The following is an 18,554-nucleotide window of genomic DNA, read 5'->3' as shown; positions in this document are numbered from 1 at the left end:
TGCCCATTTTATTTGTTTTTCATCTGATTTTAATGTTTGAATCGTAAGATTAGGGTAACAATTAACAAATAGCAATCAAAGGAAAGGATGAAGAACATGAGCTATTTCCAAGATGATGATAAAAACAGTGATTTCTTAAAAAATGATGAAGTACCGAAATCACCTCTTCAAGAAAGACTAGAGCGTGAGGAGCAAGAAATGCAGACTAAGCGTCTTAAAAAGAAAGGTGGCGGAGGAAAAGGCGGCTATTTCTTTAGTGGTCTGATTGGCGTCATTATAGGTGCTTTACTTGTATGGCTTATGCTACCGGGACTTGTCAACCAAATGCCTGGGACAACATCAAGTAATATAGAGAAAAATAACCCAACAATTAATCAAGTAGCAACAGAAATAACGACAGATGTGACAACAGCAGTTGATAAAGCCTCACCCGCAGTTGTTGGCATCACAAACATTCAAGAAGTCACAAGCGGAGGCTTTTGGAGTCCATCATCAACGACAACAAAAGAGGCAGGAAGCGGATCAGGTGTTATTTATAAAATCGAAGGTGACAAAGCCTTTATTGTCACAAATAACCACGTTATTGAAGGGGCAAAACAGTTAGAGGTCACAATGCCGGATGGAACAAAAGAACCTGCACAATTAGTAGGTCTAGACGTTTGGACAGACCTTGCTGTTATTTCAATAAGCTCAAAGAATGTAAAAACAGTAGCAACTTTCGGTAACTCTGATGTGCTAAAACAAGGCGAAACAGTTATAGCAATCGGTAATCCACTTGGCTTAGATTTCTATGGCTCTGTTACAAAAGGTGTTGTTTCTGGTAAAGACCGTTCTGTACCAGTAGACTTAAATGGTGATGGGACAGAAGACTGGCAACAAGAAGTATTACAAACAGATGCAGCAATTAACCCAGGGAATAGTGGTGGAGCACTAGTGAACTTAGCTGGGGAATTAGTAGGGATTAACTCCATGAAAATTGCTGAATCCTCTGTTGAAGGTTTAGGTTTCTCTATTCCTATTAACTCAGCTATTCCAATTATTGAGGAATTAGAGAAAAACGGTAAAATGGAACGTCCAACAATGGGAGTTTCTTTAGCAGATTTAACAGATGTGCCATCATTCTATCAGCAACAAACATTAAAATTACCTACGGAAGTGACAACGGGTGTTGTGGTAACAGATGTAATCAATAACTCAGCAGCATCAAAAGCAGGAGTCCAACAATATGATGTTATTGTTGAAATGGATGGTCAAAAAATCGAAACAACTATTGATTTACGCAAACATTTATATAATGACAAAAAAATTGGTGATAAATTAACGTTAAAAGTTTACCGTCAAGGTAAATTAGTCGAACTATCACTAACATTAACAAACGGTAATACAATGTAAAGAATATGAAGAGCGGTGGAGATTTAATCAATCTCCATCGCTTTTTTGTGAGGATGGAGAAAATACTTTTATGAAATATTGTGGATAACTAGAAAATTGTGAATACTAATACTACACAGGAAATCGTGAGTAAAAGGCGCTTCTTCCATACATGCCATTCCTTTGTTACAATAGATTGTGGATAACATAGACTGATTTGTGAATAAGTTTGTGGAAATTTCGGAAAATAAGGAGACATCAAAAAATGGAAAAATACAGCTGTGAAAGCCATATAAATCACGCTTTAGACATGTTTGTAGCAGAGCAAAAAGTGTTCCCAATTATGGATAAAATCGAAGAGGGTGAAAAGTTATCCACAAAGTGTAGCTACTGTGAACAGCCAGCAGAATATATTGTATCAAGTAAATAACTTTACACAATATATAGAAGTGACATGTGGATATGTTGATAACTTTTGTGGATAATTTGTTTGTAAATGAATTGTAAAGGTGGATAACGTGTGAATATAACGATTGTATCAGTCGGCAAACTAAAAGAAAAGTACTTAAAAATGGGGATCGATGAGTACGTAAAACGTCTTGGCGGCTATGCAAAAATGGATTTGATTGAAGTGCCAGACGAAAAGGCACCTGAACAACTAAGTGAAGCTGAAATGGACATCGTCAAGAAAAAAGAGGGAGAACGCATCCTAGCGAAAATCAGTCCAGATGCCTACGTAATCGCCCTAGCCATCAACGGCAAAATGAAAACCTCCGAACAAATGGCAGCTGATATCGAATCTCTCATGACCTACGGCAAAAGCAAAATCGCCTTCGTCATCGGCGGCTCCCTCGGTCTGCATGATGATGTGTTAAAGCGTGCAGATGAGCAGCAATCTTTTGGTAAGATGACACTTCCTCACCAGCTCATGAAGCTCGTGCTAGTCGAGCAGATTTATCGTAGTTTTAGGATTATGAAGGGTGAACCGTATCACAAATGATGGTAAAGCAGAGCAGTGAATTAATTTTGGAAAGCCCCGTTCTTCGTACAATTCTAAATTTATGAGGATCTAGAAAGTTTAAATGGAATATTTAAAGGGGATACTTTATAATAAGGACACATTGAAATTGACAATTTAATTTTAGAATGTTAATATCTAATAGTCGACATTGTAATGTCTAAGAATCGTTAAATATTGCATAATATATATAGGGACATATGAGCCCGGTACAACTGATGGACGTATGAGCCATGAGAAGAAGAGCACCCACAATTTGCGGGTGCTTTTCTTTTTTTATGAGAAATATTTTTTTAAGCCATAATGAACAACAAAGTGCTGGGAGAAATTGGGGTCTTTTGTAGAATCGTCTCGATAGCCCCATGAATAGTAGTATATAGGTTCTCCTTTTGAATCTCTTCGGTGGATCCATGAATTACCGATAACCCCAATTTTAAATAATTGTTTTAATACATCTTTTAAGTTTTTGATGTTAGGATAGTCAGATTTATGGGTCTCATAATACTGCTCGATTTGTTGATATTTCATATTTCGTTTCTTTAGGTTTTTTATTAATAATATACCATCTATAATTTCGTTTTTATTAGGCCTAATACTAATTTCATTCATCAGTTCATGATAAAACCACGTAGAGTAGTTTTGGGCACAATCTTTAAAATAAGATGGCTCAAAAGTTTTTTCAAGAGGATTACTTTCAATAATTAATTGGAGATACCTAATAATATCTCTAGGTCTACCAAAACTGTAGTCTAATAAATAATCTACTACCTCTTTATCATTAATCTTTTTAGGAAAGAGTTTTTTATAGAGTGCTCTATTGTCTAATGTAGAATATTCACTAACTGATTGTCGTATTTTATGGAGTATTAAATCCATTAATATATGTTCTGCAGGGTGATTATATTTTTTGGCAATCCAATATAGTTTTGTTTCGCCTAATGTCACTACTTTATTAGAGTTGCTAGAATGCTCATGTATTTCTTCTAAGATGTCACTACGAAGTAATACAACAATTTTTGTATGTTGTTTATTAAGTTTTTGAAGTTTCATATTTAAATCATTAATAGTCTCAATCATTGATTTAATCAATTTATAGTATGAAGAATCTTCAGTCAGTTGTTCCTCTAACTCATCTAAGTCATCGAAAATTAAAAAAGCCTCATAATTGTTTTTTAGAGAATTAAAAACTAGTTCTTCGAGTTTTGCAAGAAGAGCATAGTACTCTTTATGTTCATAATGCTCACTTTTAGAATAACTATCTTCTGCTTCTCCATTAATCTGAGCAGGAGATTTTTTATATTGAGATTTTACATTGTATTTTTTGGAGCGACTTTTGTTAAAATTAATCAGTTTAAATATGTCGTCGGGATACTTAGTACTTAAAAACTTACGTAATTTGTTTTCAGTGGAAAAAGGATTTTTAAACCTCCAACTTTTTGTAGAGAGTAAACTTTGAGCAATTTGTAAAAGAAAGAACCATTTCCAAAATAGTGAGAGTTCATCTTTTTTTAAATCTCTATAATCTAAATCAATAAGTTTTTGGAGTTTAAAATCATCTTTATTAAAAACCGTACATACAGTGTTTTTTTGAGTACTGAGATTTTTAACTATATAATTTGCAAGAATAGTTTTTCCTGTACCCTTTCTTCCAGAAATAATAAATTTCTCAGGGTGCATGATTTCATTGTATTTACTATTCTTAGTATAAAAGAGTCTATCGAAGTTTTCATAGGAGGATTCTTTTTCTCCATCTATACTACCGAGGTTAATTTTATTTAAATCTATATTCAATGATAAGCCTCCTGTTAGTAAAAAAATTGTTTAGTAATTATAGTATATAAATGGAATGTACGTTCCTATGATATTCTACTAATGATATTATACAATAAATAAATGTAAGAGGGAGGACATCAATGTTATTAGAACCAATATTCCGAAAGCGTTTGATAAATATGGTTGTATTCTCTTGGGAAATCTTTTCAAGAAAACTAGGCTTAGGGCTAATTATGGATTGAAACAGCCGCTAAAAAGGCGGGAAAATAATCTTTATTTTCGAGAACAATTAGCATAATAGAAAAGATATGTGTAGAGAAATAATGCCTAAAAACCATTGAATAAAATTTTTCGATGGTTTTTTGTTGTCATAATAAATTAAAGTTGATAATATAATTCAAATAAGTTACTAATTTAATTATAGTAAACATTTGGTTTACTTTTTAAAATAAAATGTAGTATTATAATATTAAATTATAAGTGGAAGAGAGGGAACGTTTGTTGAACATTACTTCAGGTATTCATGAATCAGTTGTAGGAGATTTAGTGAGGGCGTTTACAGAAACAACTAATGATGTCGTAAATGAAATAAAACAAGAGTATGGACTTGATACAGGGAACTTTAAAAATGGTGGGACTTGGGATCTGCGATTTAAACGCATTAAGCAGATTGCACTAACAAATAATTTAATCGTTTTAACTAGAAAAAGAGGCATTTGGAATTTTGTTTGTGTTTTGAACGAAGATTCGGGAGATTTATACGTATTTACAAAAGAAAAGAATTTAGAAAAAACAATTAAAAATCTTGGTAAAAAGAAGATCCATTACTTCCATGCCTTTATTTCATTAAATGGAGGACCAGTAGAATTAAATAATCAACAAACGACATTATTCTCAATTTTACCAGAAGAATATGAATCAAAGAGGGTTCAAGAAGTACAAAAAATACTAGGAGAAGAATACCCTTTGGTAAACCAAGTAATATTTATTGTTGCTCAAGAAGAAGAACGAAAAATAGTAAGCGTACAGGCACAGTTATATAATCGCTTTTTTGAACTGCTTGATTTTGAGGATTGGTCATCATATATTCCAGAAGATCAGTATGGAAATGTTCTTGTATTAAATGAGGAAGTCGTTGATAATACTGAGAGTGTAGCAGTGATTCCTAAGGTTAAACAATCAATTAAAGAACGGAAGATAAGCCGTGAGAATGAAATTGCAACAAAAAAACAAGAAGATTTAATAGAGGAAGAAAATAGTTAAATATACCTCTTATTACAAGGAGGAATTAACGTGTTAGAACGACACTTCAACGGTTCTAGGTTAAGAGAAGGAAGAATATATAGAGGACTAACGATTACGGACCTTGCAAATAATTTGGGTGTTACCAAGCAAATGATATCTAAGTATGAAAATAACAAGGCTGTTCCAACATTTGAAGCCCTACTACAAATAACTCAAATATTAAAATTTCCTAAAGAATATTTTTATGAAAATGCTATTGAGGTAAAGACAGGAAATACTTACTTTCGATCTTTGCTAACTACAGGGAAAAAAGAAAGAGAAATGCAGCATGATCGAGTGAAATATTTAACGATTATTCGCTCTTTACTTGAAGAATATGTTGATTTTCCAGAGTTAGATGTACCTGATTTTACAGAACGCGATACAGATAATGTAGAAGAAATAGCAGAAAGGTTAAGGGCGTCATGGGGATTAGGTGATAAACCAATAAAGGATATTGTCTATTTATTGGAAACAAAGGGTTTTGTTATATCTTCCTTAAATCTTGATAAAAAATCCATAGATGCTTTTGGTTCACAGCATGAAGTAAATGGAAAACAATATTATTCAATTGTTCTAGGTAATGATAAAAACTCATTTTATCGACGTCAATTTGACGTTGCTCATGAGTTGGGTCACAAAGTATTGCATGATCCATATATGAATATTGATGATTTAAGCAAGGAAGAATTTAAGCAAATAGAACAAGAAGCAAATGATTTTGCAGCAGCGTTTCTTTTACCAAAAGAGAGTTTTTATAAAGATGTATCAATACACCCAAATGATTTGATGTACTATAAAACTCTAAAAAAGAAATGGTGTGTTTCCATTGGTGCAATGGTTATGCGTGCTTTTAAATTAGGTGTTATTTCAGATGGGACATACCAATATATGCAACGTTCTATTAGCCAAAAAGGCTGGAGGTCAAAAGAACCGCTTGATGATATAAAAGAAATGAGAGAGCCAGTATCAATGAGACAAGCAATTGAATTACTAATTGAAAATAATTATATTAATGGTGACGAATTCATGCAGAAATTATCTAATCATTATGGATTAAGTCTATATAGAGAAGAAGTTGAAGAGTTATTGGGCTTAGAACATGGTTATTTAAAAACAGAACTCATAGTATATAAAGATAACATTGTAAGCATTAAAGACAAACTTGATTCAAGAGACAAGTCTAATTAATCTTGGGTCGATCTATAAATCTGGATTAAGCAGCAGGTAGGTGCGTCTTCCTGCTGTTTTTATATGCAAATGAGTAGGAATGTTAGGAGAAAGATCTTAATATTGCGATGAAATCCTGCTTTTAGTGGAAGACCAATTTTTAATGAGCGATTAATGAACAAGTAACTAAACAAAAAAGACGAAGAGAATTAAGTTCCCTTTCGTCTTTTCCGTTTAAATGGTATTTATAAAATCTTCGAATTCTTCAACATTGTAAAAAAGATTTTCTTTTTGTTTAATGCATTCATACTCATCCAGATACCATCGCTTGACATTATCTAAGTGGTCCAATAAATCTTCTTTGTCATTGTATGTATATTGATCATATCTATCACCAGCGACTAGATATAAATTGTAAAAATCCTCTTCTTCTGATACACGTACCTCTACTAAATTCAAGTAACTAATTATTTTTAGCATACAAAGTCTTCCTCCTTTTCGATTGTTTTTCTTCTTTTTTGAAGGGAATGATTAAACTTTTGTAATTTCGTATTATTAATGGTAAATTCCCCTTACTTATAATTATAATGACTACCAATGGTTGTTCAACGATTGTTATATGATACCACTATCACCTTAAAACGTTTCATTCCTACAAAGCCTATATTTATCTCTATTCACCAGTCTTATACAATCTCCTTTGAAAAGGATAATAGTAATAAAGATATTTTTACATATTTACTACCAACTTTTACTTGTAGATGAAACAGATGCGCGTTATAACTTTTTTATAAACTAAAGGGGGAATCATCATGTTTAAAGTAAATTCAGATATGATTTATAACGGCGGCTATTTCGATGTAGAAGAAAATCGAGTAATGACAAATGAAGTGATATTAAGTATTCGTGATTCCTTTTTGAGTCTAGAGGAAAAGGTGATTTTGCAAGAGGAAACATTAATTTGTTATCTTAACCGTCCATACGATTTTAGCCAGATAAAAGAAATTTTAATAAATGGGATTCATTTTAAACGATTTTTCCGAAACCTTTTTGAAAATGGGGATTTTTATTACAAAATTCAGCCTAAGCAATTATTTCAAGTGAAAGGGCAATGGATATTATTTCTTAAAGTGGCTCAAGCCGAATTGCATCAAGATTTTGATAAGCATCACGACCATTTTTTTGCAAAGTACATGCACCTTCAAAAAATGCATCGGCAAGAGATACAACTGCAGAGGCTCATGGTTGATGAAAGTGAATAGCATGAAAGGGTTAATATATAAGCGCATAGAGCGAATTATAAGATGAGAAAAAAGTTCAATAATTCGGGAGAAAATAGCGTACATTTTTATTTATACGCGTTAAAATATAAATATCTCCAGTACTTGGAGATAGGCAACCTATACAGATTGAAAGTGTTCGCCTTATAGTTTGCCCAACTAGATCGCTCTGTTGACGAATGGAGGATTTAAAGGGCTTTATAGTTATAGTTTATAGGGTAGTAGAGATTATAGGGTGTTTGATAGTTTGGGTTTCTATTTGTCAGGGAACTCTCCTTTCTAAGTGATATAAAATACATTGGGGCTTTAGGTGGCGGAAAACACCTAAGGCTTTTTCTATTATATTTGAGAAGAACGGATATCTGGATTTCATTCTAGGTAAATAAAATTTTTGAAAATGTAAATTTTTTTTGCAGGAGTTGTAATTGATATCTCTAACTAATAGATAGATGTGACTCATATGGAAACACTCAATCTTACTAAGTTAGATAAAATATCTAGAGAAAATGCGGTCTCGGCTGCATTTTCTTAGACAGGAATTATTAAGAAGTTTGTAAGTATTATCGATTTGTTACTTATATCATCGCATGCTTTACTTATGTTTTTTGACAATGTATAACTAACGTATACATTGTGATAGTCGCATTTTTAAAGCATGTATGAATTTACTTTAAACATGGCGATTATCCCTTGTATGTATAAAGAACTTATAAAGTGTATCTATTTCATCTACAAGTAAAAGTTGGTAGTAAATATCTCAGAATATCTTTATTACCATTATTTAATGAAGACAGTGGTATCATATAACAATCGTTGAACAACCATTGGTAGTCAGTATACTTATAAGTAAGGAGATTTTTTAATGGATAAAAGAAATTTCAACTGTTGAATTATTTCCTACCCAAAAATAATAGGAAGGGAGAAGTATTTTACAATTTATTTAGTCGCTAGTGATAGACACGCTTAATGTACATATAACAACAAAGAACAACTGCTGGACCATTTAGATAATCTCAAGCATTGGTATCTGGATGAATATGAATACATTGAACAAAAAGTGCAGATTTTCTAAATATCATTGTAAAGCGAAAAAGAAAAAAATACTGTAAATTAAGAAAAAATAAGTTTGGAAAAGTATTTACTTCAAAACACTACATTACAGCATTAATCCTTTTCCTTCTGAGAAGGAGGATTTTTAATGATGCAAGATAAAGAAAGTATCCAATGTACTTCAATTGATGAAGTAAGTGTAAAAAATGATTTTGAGGTGTCCGTTATTATGCAAATGTCTGAAGAAGACATTGCTCAATTAACTGCAAAGGATATAAAACAATTTACAAATCAACAATTTGAAGCATTGAAAAATAGAAAAAAGGTTTTGTCTAATGAAAAGATTTTGTCTAGTTGGTTAAAAAATCGTATTTTTAATAGTTTTGCTAATGAAAACAAGAACGATTTACCAATATTTATTAAGAAAAAAACAAATGGTGGGTATTATATCAATAAAACATTATTAGCAGAGGTACTCATGGAGAAATATTCATGGATTATTATTTCTGACGAATTGTATATGTACATTGATGGATTTTATCAAAAAATTCCAGAAAATTATGTGAATTCATATATAAAAGAAGAAATCCCTGCTAAATATGATTTATATAATACTACTATACAAAAACAAGTAAAAAATATAATTTTTAGTGATAAGAGAATCTTGGCTCCCTTTTCAAATCAAGATTTTTCGGAGATTTCAACTCGATATACAAATTGTAATAATGGGGTATTCGACTGGTATAAGTGTGAATTTATCCCTCATAGTAAAGATATTATTACATTTAGCCAAGTTAGAGGATCTTATCTTCCAAATGATGATCTTTGCTCAGAGTTTATAGATGATCTTATTAGTTTTAATTTTCCAAATAAAGATACACAGAAAACTTTATGGCAAATTGTTGCTACGGGATATAGACCTTTTGTATTAAAAAATGCTCATTTGTTTATGGTGGGCCAGTCAGATGGTGGGAAATCCACACTGCTTGAGGCATTAGTCCTTCCAATTCCAAAAGAAGCAAAAGCAAGTATAGGATTTGGATCTCTTACAAAAAAGGATAGTAAAGAGTGGCTAAATCTTAGAGGAAAAACTGTAAATGTAATCGGTGAAAGTACAATCGAAAAAGCGGAAGCATTGGAAGAGTTAAAAGATGCTACTTCAGGTATGCCGTTCCAAACAAGGTTGCTATATAATAACGGTGAAAAATATACGAATCAAGCAACGTTAATGTTTGCTTCTAATTCAGTACCAAATTTTGATGAAGCCTCATTGGCCATTACTAATCGATTTAACTTTTTCTTAGTGGACAAGTATCTTCCTCAAGAGTTACAGGATCCAAATTTACTGCTAAAAATTGAATTATTGGAAACAGACTATATTGTGACTAGGGCAATCACAGAGATGTTAGAGATAATAAATAATGGTAACAAATTATTTATTTCAGAAGAAGTGAAGAAATGGAACGTACATTTCTCTAAAGCAAGTGATTCTGTAGTGCAGTTTTATGAAGACTGTTGCATTGATCAGGTAGAAGGTAGTTATGAACCTTATACTGTACCAAGTATTTTTTATGATGTTTACAAACAATTTTGTGAGCATGAATTAGGTCTTAAACCTAAAATGAAAAAAGATGTCATGGCAGTTTTAAAGAGTAAATTTAATCTTAAAATTGATGAGACAAGAATCCCGGGTACAAAAATTAGAGCAATTAAAGGCACTATGGTGAGTCTAGAGAAACTTAGAGAGTATGAGTGGTTTGAGAGATTACCAGCCAGTCTAACTAATAAGATTGATTCTACTTACAATATGAAATATGAAAAGAAAAAGGATAAAAATAAATAATTTTAAAAAATTGCGATGCCAAAGCGGTATCGCAATTTTTTTCTGAATTTAAAATGGAAATACCACAATAAAACCATGATATATAGAGTCTTACCCAAAAACCCAAGAAAAACTGCAAATATCTTATTAGTTTTTTAATCTTTAAACAATATATATTAATGAAAGAGTATGTTTGAGAAAAAAGGAATTTTAGAATTACAATGCTCCCCATTTTTAAAAACTTCTTAAAATAAAAATAATAGAGCAAAGCGTTGATATAAAAGGATTCCCCAAAAACCCAAGAAAAACTGAAAATATTTTATTAGTTTTTAAATCTTTAAACAAAATTGTATTAAACAAATAGTTTGTCGAAAAAATTGGGTATTTGGGGGGATAATTATTTTATCTATAAAGCAGGTTTCTTAAATGTTTTGTTTAACTGATATAAAGTATTTCTTTTTGCATTATTAAGAAATTTATAAGAAAAAAATTATTTTGTTTTAAGTACATAGATATAGGATTTTGATTTATTTAGAGCCAATTGTATCTAACAGGTGTTAATTAGAAAAGAGGTGAGTATTATGAAATACTATGGAAATAAGTCTAACGGAAAGTTAGTCCATGTGAAAAAAATGTATGGAACGAAAAATCAAATTGTTCAGTTTGGTTATGATGATTTTTTAGGGAGCAATCAATATAATATTCAGCAATACTTCGTTTTGAGACGTAAAGAAAATGATGAGTATGTTTTTTGCAAAACCGTCTCAGAGGGTAAAACAAGAGCATTAATTACAATGGGCTGGGAGTTAATAAAGGTCAAAGGAACAAATTTAGTAGCCGAAGAATTTATGGATTCATCCATCTTAATTATAAATTGATTCTTCCTCCTTCGTGAAAATCTGCGATGTTACGATATATGCCTATTTTGGCGGACCATATAAGTTCTTACTAATCGTTAATAACGGTTAGTAATGATTATTAATAGTTATTAAGCGTTACTAATTATTCTTAAGTGTTCCTTTTTATTATGAATGGACACTAGGGGAGCATAATCAATAAGAGAAATACTATCTTCATTTATTTCTGCCGAAAAAAATGCTATATACAGTAGTAATAAAATGAAAAAAATAAATAAATAGGATAAAAACGAATAAATGAGGAAAGAGCCTTCTTTTAATTATACTCGCCTAAAACAGCCTAAAATCAATGAATATAAAGAAATTTGAAAATGAAGGTTCTGTATAGCCCTTATGTAATTATATAAGAAAGGGACAAAAGAAAAAAAGCCGGCTCAAAAGTCAAGTAAGTCCCTTAGGTGCTGCTAGTGCTAGAAAACATGCGATAGGCATTAGTTGTAGTCTAGTTACAATCTTTATAATACCATTTTTACTTTAAAATTTTAATAGTAAACAGCAAACGGGTGGTCTAATGTATGTGCAAACATAAGATTGCCCGTTTGTTTTTGGCATTATCTTATAAATTTCTTAATTTTTGAAGTTGCGTAGAAAGACTTCGTGGAATTTGTTTTCTATGCAATTTGTAGGCTCAAATTGGAAAGAATAGTGCCCTTATTTATGAAATAGTGATATAAAAAAATTGCGTAGAATTATTTTAATGTGAAAATGAAACTATTCAGATACAATAACTGTATAGTTTATTATTAATGTAATGTTTATAATTTAGTATAGTTGTTGAATATTATTGTAAAAATAAGTAGTAAAATCCAAAACTTTAAGATAATGTCTAGAAATATAGAATATAAAGCAATAAATTTTAAATAGCATTGCTAAATAGTCTAAGGCATCAAAATTCAATTAATACATATCGTTTTTCTTTAGGAGTAGCAGATAAAATTAAGAATTTGGAAGTGATAATGGTGATTACTTTGCAAAATGATTCAGATAAAATTGTAAATTCATTAAATCAGATTATATCAAATACAAAAAACTGTGTTGTCAATATTATTAATGACAAATTGACATTATCAGTGTTTTCTTTGCTCGAACAAAATTTGCAAAACGTAAAAGAAATCAATCTGATTATTCGGGAATCACAATTTTTACCTGATAGTAAAGAAATATTCCGAGAGTTTGACATCGAAACGAATGCAAGTGAAGTGTTATTCAATGAATATGACATTGTGCAGAAAAATAAATTGCAACATTTTTCAAGGGCGAAATCAATGTATGATTTCATAAAAAATCATGTCAATATAAAACGTGTGACACCTAATTGTAAAATAAAAGGAAACATCATTTTGGTAGACGAAGAATTCATGATTCAAGGTTCTTCATCTCTTGAAATATCCGATCGAGTACGCAAATCGAGAATGCATATTGTGAACTTTGACTCTATTATTAACGCTTCTATGGACCGTACACAAATTCAGCATACAAAACGAATGTACGAGCAACTGTGGCACTCACCAGAACATACAGTGGATTTTAAAGACGAGGTATTAAAAAGTTTAAGTTATGTGTATAAAGAACATTCTCCAGAATTTCTTTATTATTTTACATTAAACGAATTGTTTGGTTCGCAGTTAGATTATGGTGTTGAACGATTTGAAAAAGACAATATGCATTTTAAAAAGACGAAAATTTGGAATATGTTATTTGACTTCCAAAAAGATGCTGTACTATCTGCTATTCAAAAAATTAATAAATACAATGGTTGTATTATTGCAGATAGTGTAGGTTTAGGGAAAACATTTGAAGCATTAGCCGTTATTAAATACTTTGAATTACGTCAAGATAATGTACTAGTACTGACACCTGCAAAACTATATGATAACTGGAATTCATTCCGAGGAGCGTATAAAGATAGTGTTGTAGATGAAATTTTCAACTATAAAATTATGTTCCATACAGATTTATCACGTACAAAAGGCGAGTCGAAAAGTGGTTGGGACTTACGTCGTTTTGATTGGAGTAAATTTGATTTAATCGTTATTGATGAATCACATAATTTCCGTAATCGTACTGAAAAAGACGGAGGATTTACACGTTATCAGCGTTTAATGGAAGAAGTAATTAAGAAATCACAAAATACAAAAGTGCTACTGCTATCTGCAACACCAGTAAATAACTCATTAACGGATTTGAAAAATCAGTTGAGTTTAATTACAAGAGATAATGATGGTGCGTTTGAAGAAGAAGGTATTACTAGTGTGGATAATTTATTACGAAGAACATCCGCCGCTATTAACGAATGGAACAAAGAGACAAAGAAAAACAAAAAAGAGTTAATGGATAGGCTTCCTTCTGAGTTTTTTAAATTGTTAGAGATGGTGACGATTTCACGAAGTCGGAAACATATTACGAACTTTTATGGTACTGAAAAAGTCGGCAAATTCCCGACAAAATTAAAGCCAGATACGTACACACCAGATATTGATACACAAGGGCAATTGCTAAACTTTGAAAAGACGAATTTAATTTTAGAAAGTTTGAATTTATCCGTTTATGCGCCAATGTATTATATTAAAAGTTCTTATAAACAAGAATATCAAGAAAAGTACCAAGCCGTTTCTGATGATGGGCGTGTATTACTAAGTAATGATTTGCGTGAACAAGGAACACGTATTTTACATCGTTTTAATTTATTCAAACGTTTGGAAAGTTCCATTTTTGCATTTGGTGAAACTATTCGCCGCTTAATGGAGCGAATGGAACGATATATTGCAGTACTTGAAAAAGCCAATGATACAACAACTGTTCTTTCTTTAGAAGAACAGGGGGAAGACGAATTTGATGATATTTTGGATTACAAATACGAAATTCATGTGAAGCATTTAAATATTCCGCTATTTCTTGAAGATTTGTATTATGATTACGAAATTTTAAAAGGTTTATTTACAGATATTCAATGTGTATTAAATGAACATCGTGATGCCAAATTAAAACAATTAACGGCTGTATTATCAGATAAAGTTACAACAACACCTTACAATACTCAAAATAAAAAAGTGCTGATTTTCACTGCATTTGCTGATACGGCTAAATATTTATATGCGAATTTAGCACCTATACTTGACCAGTATCATGTTAAAACGGCTATGGTATCAGGTTCCACAAAACCACAATCTAATAATCGTCATGTAGATGCCGAATTTAACTCTATTTTAAGTGCATTTTCGCCGAATTCTAAGTTAAAGAAAAACATAGAAGCGCAGTTGCAAATTGACGTGCTTATCGGCACAGATTGTATTTCAGAAGGGCAAAACTTGCAAGATTGTGATTGTTTAATTAATTACGATATTCAGTGGAATCCAGTGTCGCTTATTCAGCGTTTTGGACGAATTGACCGTATAGGTAGTACGAATACATCTATTAAAATGATTAACTTTTTTCCGAATGTGGAATTGAATGAATACTTGAATTTAGAGCAACGAGTAAAAGGAAAAATGTTATCAGTGAATATTACGTCTACAGGAGATGAAGATATTTTATCGCCAGAAATGAACGACTTACAGTTCCGTAAAAAGCATTTAGAACGTTTACGAGAGGAAGTCATTGAACTAGAAGAAGCGGGCGAAAATATTTCATTAACAGATTTGAATATGAATGACTTCTTGTATGATTTGTCAGAGTATTTAAAGCAAAACCCAGATATTAAGAAAGTACCGAGAGGCATTTTTTCAATTACAGATGCCGAACAAGAAGGGGCTATTTTCTGTTTCAAACATCAGTACGTAGAAGACAAACCGAAAAGTGATAGTTCCATTTATCCTTATTATTTGTTATTCATTAACCATAAAGGTGAAATGATCATGGATAATTCATATGCTCGCAACATTTTACAAGAGTTTAGGAAATATAGTTATCGAAAAGATGAGCCAAACGCTAAGTTATATAACCGTTTTTATAAACAAACGAATGATGTTCAAGATATGTCACACTATTCAAAACTATTGTCAAAATGTATTCAGTCTATTCAAAAGACAGAACAAAAAGCAGCGGAAAAAACGATTTTTGATTTCTCAGGTTTTAGCAATGACTTTACAAATGATAGTGTAGACGACTTTGAACTCATTTCGATGTTTATTATTGAAAAGGCAAAGGTGAAAGCATAATGTTTCAAATGCCAGCGGAGTATTACTTACATCGTGAAATAGATGTAAAATCAATCATTCCACCAACGCTAAAACCAAATGATAAAAAACGCCTGCGTGAAAACATTCAGAAAGTAACATTAGAGTGGCAGTTAAATGGAGAAAGCATACCGTCACGTGTCGATGAACACGTTAACTGCCAAGTCATTATGTTTTTTACAATCGAGTTAACAAATATCAAACACGCTGCATTTATCGCTCAGACTTTGCAACGTGCATTAAAAGGCTTTGTCATTCTACGCTTTTATGATGTGACTGCAGAAGCGTACTCTTTTGCACTTAAACGGCTACATGCAGTGCAAAAAGACGAGGTGGTAGTGGAGGAAGAGTTTCTAACAAATCCACTACCGCTTATCGTGACACATGCTGAAAAACAACAACTCATTCAGTACACAACATTCAAAGCACTTCAAAATAAATTCGATAAATACAACGTTTATGTAGAAATGGCAGTAAAAGCGTATATCGTGTCACATAAAAAAGCATACACACAAGCCGAAGCACTGTTACAACACCCAACTCTATGGCTTAACAAACAGCATGTACAATCATTGCTTATGTTGTATGTGAAGTTAGTAGAATTAAGAAAACAAGTAACGCAACAAACCAAAACAGCAGAAAAAATCGCTTTAAATACAGTAATCAAACAACAAATGAATCAATTACAAGCATTACTGGAGGTATAACAAATGGAAATTCCAAAAGTATCAGAAACAATCTTTGATAGTAAACAAGAAAACCTACAAAAACTAGCCCAACTATTCCCCGACGTTGTAAAAGACGGACAAGTAGACTTCCAAGCACTCAAAGCAGTACTTGGAGAATTTGAAGAAGTAGAGAATGAGAAATATGAAATAAGTTGGAGTGGTAAAAGTAGTTCTAAAAAAACTGCGTTTTCAGATGTTATTGGTAAAACTTTAAAATTGAAAGAATTTACATTAAAAGATACTACAAATATGTATATTGAAGGAGATAATTTAGAAGCATTAAAGATACTACGAAATAACTATTATAATTCTATCAAAATTATATACATAGATCCCCCCTATAATACAGGTAATGATTATATCTATAAAGATAACTATCACATGAATACGCATCTTAGTGAAGAGTTAGAAGGTAATCAGATTGATTCAGAGAGATTAATAGTCAACCAAAAGAGTAGTAATAGGTTTCATGCAAATTGGTTAAATATGATGTATTCGAGACTTGTGGTTGCTAAAGATTTACTTAGAGAAGACGGGGCAGTTTTCATAAGTGTAGGTGCAGACGAGCAATCTAATTTAAAGAAAATTTGTGATGAAATATTTGGAGAATCAAACTTTATAGAATGTTTAATTTGGAACAAACGAGTACCGAAGAATGATAAGGGAATAGGAAGTATTCATGAATACATTCTTGTTTATACAAAGACTAAAAATAATTTGAAATTTAATATGTTAAAAGAAGGACTAGATGAAGTATACGAATTGGTAGCAGGGTTCAAAAGAAGCAAATTACCAATTGCTGAAGCAGAAGACGCATTAAAGAAATTTTATAATAAAAAGGGTTATGATAGAGGGATTACGCTTTATAACTCTCTAGATGATGATTATAGAATATGGGGAAAAATTAACTTAAGTTGGCCTAATGGAGATACTTTTGGGCCAAGGTACGATGTGATTCATCCAATCACAAAGGTTCCTGTGAAAGTACCAGATCGTGGTTGGAGATGGAAAAAAGAAAGTTTTGATGAACAGTTAGATTATGAAAAAATTAAGTTTAGACATGATGGTAGTTATATGTGTGGAGGTATTTGGTTTGCGAAGGATGAAAGTACTCAGCCAAGTTCTATAAAATACCTAGATGATGTGAATGAAATGTTATTACGTTCTATTCTTAGTTTTAAAAGTGATGGTGGTATAGAGGTTGAAAAAATTTTTGAAGGAAAAAGTTATTTTTCTTATCCTAAACCTACTTCTTTAATTAAAACTATACTAGGCTCTGTAGAGTGTGAAAATGGAGATATTGTTCTAGATTTTTTTTCAGGCTCAGGAACAACTGCACACGCTGTATTAAAGTTGAATGAAGAAGATAAAGTAAAAAGAAATTTTATTCTGATTCAAATTCCAGAAAATACTGAAGTTGAATCAGAAGCATATAAGGCTGGATTCCATAATATTTGTGAAATTGCAAAAGAGAGAATAAAACGTATAGACGATTCTTGTGATAGTAAGTCAGGTTTTAAAGTATTCGAAGTTTCTAATACTAATATTCGCTGGACGCATGAGGCTTTGACGGAGGGGCAGGTTACAGCGAGTGAGGTGGAACTGTCGGATAAGGATCAGTTGGATTTTATGCCGGGGACGAAGGATATTGATGTGGTGTATGAGGTGATGTTGCGTCAGCGTGATGTGCCGTTGTCGTCGCCTGTGGAGTTGCTTTCGGATATTGGGGAGCGGACGTATTTGTTTGCGCATAGTTATGTTGTTTGTTTAGAAGATACAATCACGCCTGAGTTAGTTGAGAAATTAGCGTCGATTGACCCATTACCTGTGAAGTATGTTTTACGTGATAGTGCGTTTGGTGAGGATATTTCTTTAAAAGAAGAAACATTTAGACGACTACAATTGCTTGTAGAGCGTAATACAGGTGTATCGAAAAAGACATATACTGTCGAATTTTTGTAGGAGG

Annotated in this window: 13 protein-coding genes; 11 read left to right on the top strand and 2 right to left on the bottom strand. The window is 31.8% G+C overall.

Going from position 1 to position 18,554, the window contains the following annotated elements:
• Positions 1 to 96 precede the first annotated feature (96 nt).
• The 3 genes from ACEVFT_RS12620 (at position 97) to rlmH (ending at position 2,371) form a co-directional block, all read left to right on the top strand.
• On the top strand, positions 97 to 1,392 hold the full coding sequence (locus ACEVFT_RS12620) for a S1C family serine protease (protein WP_243456365.1): 1,296 nt from the start codon (positions 97 to 99) through the stop codon (positions 1,390 to 1,392).
• A gap of 244 nt (positions 1,393 to 1,636) precedes the next feature.
• Positions 1,637 to 1,801: a CxxH/CxxC protein gene (locus tag ACEVFT_RS12615; protein WP_205446285.1), complete on the top strand. Its 165-nt coding sequence runs from the start codon at positions 1,637 to 1,639 to the stop codon at positions 1,799 to 1,801.
• Positions 1,802 to 1,891: 90 nt separating this feature from the next.
• Positions 1,892 to 2,371, top strand: coding sequence for a 23S rRNA (pseudouridine(1915)-N(3))-methyltransferase RlmH (gene rlmH / locus ACEVFT_RS12610; RefSeq protein WP_205446284.1), 480 nt, complete (start codon positions 1,892 to 1,894; stop codon positions 2,369 to 2,371).
• A 294-nt stretch (positions 2,372 to 2,665) separates the two neighbouring features.
• Here rlmH and ACEVFT_RS12605 read toward each other — a convergent pair whose 3' ends face one another.
• The gene (locus ACEVFT_RS12605; protein WP_393950144.1) at positions 2,666 to 4,180 is read right to left on the bottom strand and encodes a P-loop ATPase, Sll1717 family; all 1,515 of its coding nucleotides are present in this window, start codon (positions 4,178 to 4,180) and stop codon (positions 2,666 to 2,668) included.
• Positions 4,181 to 4,663: 483 nt separating this feature from the next.
• Here ACEVFT_RS12605 and ACEVFT_RS12600 point away from each other — a divergent pair, with 483 nt between their 5' ends.
• Both ACEVFT_RS12600 and ACEVFT_RS12595 read left to right on the top strand, forming a co-directional pair.
• The gene (locus ACEVFT_RS12600; RefSeq protein ID WP_393950142.1) at positions 4,664 to 5,425 is read left to right on the top strand and encodes a DUF5986 family protein; all 762 of its coding nucleotides are present in this window, start codon (positions 4,664 to 4,666) and stop codon (positions 5,423 to 5,425) included.
• Positions 5,426 to 5,455: 30 nt separating this feature from the next.
• Positions 5,456 to 6,637 carry a helix-turn-helix domain-containing protein gene (locus ACEVFT_RS12595; RefSeq protein WP_393950140.1) on the top strand — a complete coding sequence of 394 codons (1,182 nt, stop codon included), beginning with the start codon at positions 5,456 to 5,458 and terminating at the stop codon, positions 6,635 to 6,637.
• A gap of 213 nt (positions 6,638 to 6,850) precedes the next feature.
• On the opposite strand, the gene ACEVFT_RS12590 is transcribed toward ACEVFT_RS12595, so the two are convergent.
• Positions 6,851 to 7,096, bottom strand: a complete 246-nt coding sequence (locus ACEVFT_RS12590; protein ID WP_393950138.1) for a hypothetical protein — start codon at positions 7,094 to 7,096, stop codon at positions 6,851 to 6,853.
• 332 nt (positions 7,097 to 7,428) lie between these two features.
• Between ACEVFT_RS12590 and ACEVFT_RS12585 the strand changes: the two genes are divergently transcribed.
• From ACEVFT_RS12585 to ACEVFT_RS12560, 6 genes are all read left to right on the top strand, one after another.
• Entirely contained in the window at positions 7,429 to 7,878 is a 450-nt protein-coding gene (locus ACEVFT_RS12585; protein ID WP_393950136.1) for a hypothetical protein, read from the top strand.
• A 1,216-nt stretch (positions 7,879 to 9,094) separates the two neighbouring features.
• On the top strand, positions 9,095 to 10,789 hold the full coding sequence (locus ACEVFT_RS12580) for a DUF5906 domain-containing protein (RefSeq protein ID WP_393950134.1): 1,695 nt from the start codon (positions 9,095 to 9,097) through the stop codon (positions 10,787 to 10,789).
• Positions 10,790 to 11,349: 560 nt separating this feature from the next.
• Entirely contained in the window at positions 11,350 to 11,646 is a 297-nt protein-coding gene (locus ACEVFT_RS12575) for a hypothetical protein (RefSeq protein WP_393950132.1), read from the top strand.
• Between the two features lie 998 nt (positions 11,647 to 12,644).
• Positions 12,645 to 15,842, top strand: coding sequence for a helicase-related protein (locus ACEVFT_RS12570; RefSeq protein ID WP_393950130.1), 3,198 nt, complete (start codon positions 12,645 to 12,647; stop codon positions 15,840 to 15,842).
• Positions 15,842 to 16,567: a DUF4391 domain-containing protein gene (locus ACEVFT_RS12565; protein WP_393950129.1), complete on the top strand. Its 726-nt coding sequence runs from the start codon at positions 15,842 to 15,844 to the stop codon at positions 16,565 to 16,567. The genes ACEVFT_RS12570 and ACEVFT_RS12565 overlap by 1 nt, the downstream gene beginning before the upstream one ends.
• Before the next feature lie 3 nt (positions 16,568 to 16,570).
• The gene (locus ACEVFT_RS12560) at positions 16,571 to 18,550 is read left to right on the top strand and encodes a site-specific DNA-methyltransferase (protein WP_393950127.1); all 1,980 of its coding nucleotides are present in this window, start codon (positions 16,571 to 16,573) and stop codon (positions 18,548 to 18,550) included.
• Positions 18,551 to 18,554: the final 4 nt, after the last annotated feature.

The organism is Lysinibacillus sp. PWR01 (assembly GCF_043359455.1).
Lineage (GTDB): Bacteria > Bacillota > Bacilli > Bacillales_A > Planococcaceae > Lysinibacillus > Lysinibacillus fusiformis_F.
Note: the sequence above shows the minus strand (reverse complement) of the source record. Positions and strands in the feature narration are given on the sequence as shown.